We start from the raw sequence: 3423 nt of genomic DNA, 5'->3' as shown, positions 1-3423 counted from the left end.
CGCCTCGGGAGCCCCGAGGCCAGACCGCCCCGCCGGCGACAGCGCCCCGAGGAGCCCGAACCACGGCCCGAGCCCGCCTCGGAGCCCGGAGGACAGGCGCCCCGCCGTCAGCGACCGGCAGCCTCCCCACCCGCCCGTCGGAGCGCGTCCACCCGGAGGCTGGAAGAGTGCCTGGGACATGGCTCCGGGCTAGCACGCACCCAACGTCCCCTCAAGGCGCACCCCGTACGTCCCGGAGCGGCCACTCTCCCTCATGCCTCGCATGCGGCCAGCCCCTACCCCGGCGTGCCCGCCGCTTGTGCGCCCCCCGCCGATGCCGTACGTGCCGACCATGTCCGTCGAATCGCCCTCCTCCCCGTCCGCGCCCCGCTCCCGTCCCGTCCGCCGCTCCTGGGTCTGGGCAGGCATCGCCGTGGCGTCGCTCGGGTTCATGGGGGTGGCGGTCCACGACCTGGTGCAGGGCCGCTCGCAGCCGCTGCCCACGCTGGGCGCCCTGCCGGACTTCACCTTCACGCGGCAGGACGGGCAGCCCTTCGGGCTGAAGCAGCTCCGCGGCCACCCGTTCATCGCCAACTTCATCTTCACCCGCTGCCCCACCGTCTGCCCCGTCTTCACGCAGAAGATGGCGCGCGTGCAGGACCACACCGCGAAGCTGGGAACGGACCTCCAGCTGGTGTCCTTCTCCGTGGACCCTGCCTACGACACCCCGGAGCGGCTGGCCGAGTACGGGAAGAAGTACCAAGCGGACTTCACCCGCTGGAACTTCCTCACCGGCGACTACGCCACCCTCAAGGACACCATCGTCCAGGGCTTCAAGATCAGCATGGGCCGCGAGCCCGGCGCCGCCGAGGACGACCTGCTCTCCATCTTCCACGGCACCCACTTCGTGCTCGTGGACGGCACCGGGGAGATCCGCGGCTACTACGACAGCGCGGACCCGGAGGCGACCCAGAAGCTGGAGACCGACGCCCTCCGCCTCACCCGCGAAGAGGGCTGAGCAGCCCCCGTTCCTGATCGCACCCACACTCCGGGTGCGCCCCCGCGAGTCACAGTCCACCCGCCACGCCGGGCCCGGCGAGGCCCCCGGGAACCGCGAAGGGCCGGCGCCCCGCCCATGACGGACGGGGACCGGCCCTGCTGGGGGCTTCCGCGCGGCGTCGTGGCCCGCAAAGCCGAAGGGCCAGCCCCACCTCGCGGTGAGCACTGGCCCTCGTGCCTGAGTCACGCCAGCTTCAGCGGGGAACTCAGTTGATGAGCGCCGCCTGGGCGTGCGCGAACAGGTTCTGCACGTTCTGCTGCGCGGGCTGGGAGGCCAGCGCGCCGACCTTGTCCGCGCCCTGCTTCACGGTGGTCGCGATGTCCGCGATGGACTGCACGGTGGGGGCGAACTTGGTCAGCTGGGACAGACCGGCCAGGGGGCCCTTGGCGAGCAGGGACGCGCCGGAGTCGATGAACTTGTCCACGAACGGCTTGGCCAGCTTGCCCAGGCCGAACGGGAGCTTGTCCAGGAGGCCGCCCGCCAGACCCTTCAGACCGCCCGTGATGGCGCCCATGGGGTTCTGCACGAAGCTCAGCGCCTTGCCCGCGATGTTCGCGATGCCACCGGCGACATTGCTGACCGTCTTCGCGATGCTGCTGACAACCTTGCCGATGCCGCCCATGGTGATACCCCCTGCTTAAGTCTGGTTTGGAGAGTGTGTGCCGAAGTGAAGCTGCAAAAGGATTCTCGGAAGGGGGAGGAAAATGTTTCCTCCGAATTTCCGATCTATTTCACGGGGATTCCGGGCGGGCTTCAGCCGCGGGTTCCGCCGCCGCCCTTCTTCAGCTGGTCCATGAGCTCCTGGCGCTTGGCCTCGTCCTGGGGCGCCTTGGGGGCCTCGCCCGTGGGGTTCAGCGCGGGCTTGCCGGCGGCGCCGCCGCCCTTGCCGGCCTCGAACTCGGACTTGGCGAAGGGGTTGCCCTGGCCGGGCAGCTCACCCTTGGCGCCCGCGACCAGGAACTCACCGACCTCCTCCACCGTGTGCACCGGGAAGCCGTTGGCCTTCAGCTCCTCGTCGGACACGACGTTGAGCATGGGCTCCTTGTCCTTGTCCTGCGCGTACTCGAGCACCAGCTCGACGTAGTCCTCCAGCTTCATCCCCACCGCGTCCGCGATGCGCTTCGTCTCGGGGTCCTTGAGGAGCTCCGCACGGACGACTTCCACGGGACGGGACAGACCACGCTTCTTGCCAGGGGCTTGCTGGGACATGTTTTTTCGCTCCGGAGAGGAGAGGAAAGACGGCGGGGAACAACTCTAGCCCATCTTTCCAGTAGTACCCATTCCCCTACCCGGGCCGACCCCGCCCCCCTCTGAGGACCCCCCTGGCCGGGGGTCCCCGGGGGTGGGTTTCAGCGGACCGCGTTGCGGGGCGCGCCCTTGCGGGCGGAGGCCGGGGCCTTGCGCTTGGGGAGGATGCGGGTGACGGAGCCGGGGCGCCGGGCCACGGCGGCGGCGCGCTCCTTCTCCTCGGCGGCCTTCAGCGCCGCGGCGCGCGCGGCCAGCTGCTCCGCCTGCAGCGCCCAGCGGCGCTTGAGCACGTCCCGCAGGCCGTCCGTCTGCAGGTCCACCTGCGCCTGGTTCAGCCGGTAGTGCAGGTCCTCGCGCAGCGTGCCCCGGGTGAGGGCGGCCATCGCCGTGCCGGAGACGCCCACCACCACCTTGGGCCGCTCCTCCTGCATCTGGAGGCAGCGCAGGATGAGGCCCTGGGCGTCGAGCGGCAGCTTCGCCACGTCCGCGATGAACACCACGCCGTTGGGCTGCCGCAGCGCCCCCGCCAGCTCCGGCGCCTGTCGCACCTCCGTGAGCGGGACGCCGAAGTTGCGCGCGGCCTCCTCCGCCCAGGCCCTGCGCTCGTCCTCCGTCCCTCCGTGGATGAGCAGCGAGGCACGGTTGGAGACGAGGTCCTCTTCTCGATAGCCGCGAAGAGCCACGGGATGCCCTACCCTTCTGGGAAAGCGGGTCCTCCCAAAGTCTAACGCCCTCCCGGGTTGCCTGTTCAATCCCTTACTTGCGGGAAAAAACCAGGGACCCGTTTCAGGAGAAGCCAGGGCACTGGACGCCCGTTCCCGGGTCAGGCGGAGGGCACCACCATCACGGGCTTGCGGCAGCGCAGCACCAGCTCTCGCGCCACGGCCTCCTCCAGCACGTCCGGGACGACCTCGCGGCGCGCGGAGGTGCCCACGCAGACCAGGTCCACGCCCTCGCGCTCCGTGGCCTGGCAGATGGCGACCGCCACGTCGTCCCCGCTGACCCCCTCCACGCTCCAGTGCACCGCCCGCGCGACGGCGTCCCGGGGCACCTGCTGCCAGAGCCGCTGGAGCACGGCGTCCCGCTCGCCGCCGGGCTCCGGCAGCACGCCGTGGAAGTCCCGGGGGCCCCGCTCG

At 71.0% G+C, this 3423-nt stretch carries 5 protein-coding genes; 1 reads left to right on the top strand and 4 read right to left on the bottom strand.

All coding sequences use genetic code 11. The features are described from left to right. The first annotated feature begins 331 nt into the window (after positions 1 to 331). On the top strand, positions 332 to 997 hold the full coding sequence (locus ACLEQD_RS39600; protein WP_410391106.1) for an SCO family protein: 666 nt from the start codon (positions 332 to 334) through the stop codon (positions 995 to 997). A 247-nt stretch (positions 998 to 1244) separates the two neighbouring features. Here the strand turns inward: ACLEQD_RS39600 and ACLEQD_RS39595 are convergent, their stop codons facing one another. From ACLEQD_RS39595 to ACLEQD_RS39580, 4 genes are all read right to left on the bottom strand, one after another. Then, positions 1245 to 1661, bottom strand: a complete 417-nt coding sequence (locus ACLEQD_RS39595; RefSeq protein WP_410391104.1) for a hypothetical protein — start codon at positions 1659 to 1661, stop codon at positions 1245 to 1247. A gap of 131 nt (positions 1662 to 1792) precedes the next feature. Beyond that, on the bottom strand, positions 1793 to 2248 hold the full coding sequence (locus ACLEQD_RS39590) for a hypothetical protein (RefSeq protein ID WP_014400755.1): 456 nt from the start codon (positions 2246 to 2248) through the stop codon (positions 1793 to 1795). 140 nt (positions 2249 to 2388) lie between these two features. Beyond that, positions 2389 to 2970, bottom strand: coding sequence for a sigma 54-interacting transcriptional regulator (locus ACLEQD_RS39585; protein WP_410391103.1), 582 nt, complete (start codon positions 2968 to 2970; stop codon positions 2389 to 2391). Between the two features lie 140 nt (positions 2971 to 3110). Continuing rightward, on the bottom strand, positions 3111 to 3423 hold a 313-nt coding region (locus ACLEQD_RS39580), incomplete at its 5' end, for a universal stress protein (protein ID WP_410391102.1).

Source organism: Corallococcus sp. 4LFB, assembly GCF_046520365.1.
GTDB classification, from domain to species: domain Bacteria; phylum Myxococcota; class Myxococcia; order Myxococcales; family Myxococcaceae; genus Corallococcus; species Corallococcus caeni.
Note: the sequence above shows the minus strand (reverse complement) of the source record. Positions and strands in the feature narration are given on the sequence as shown.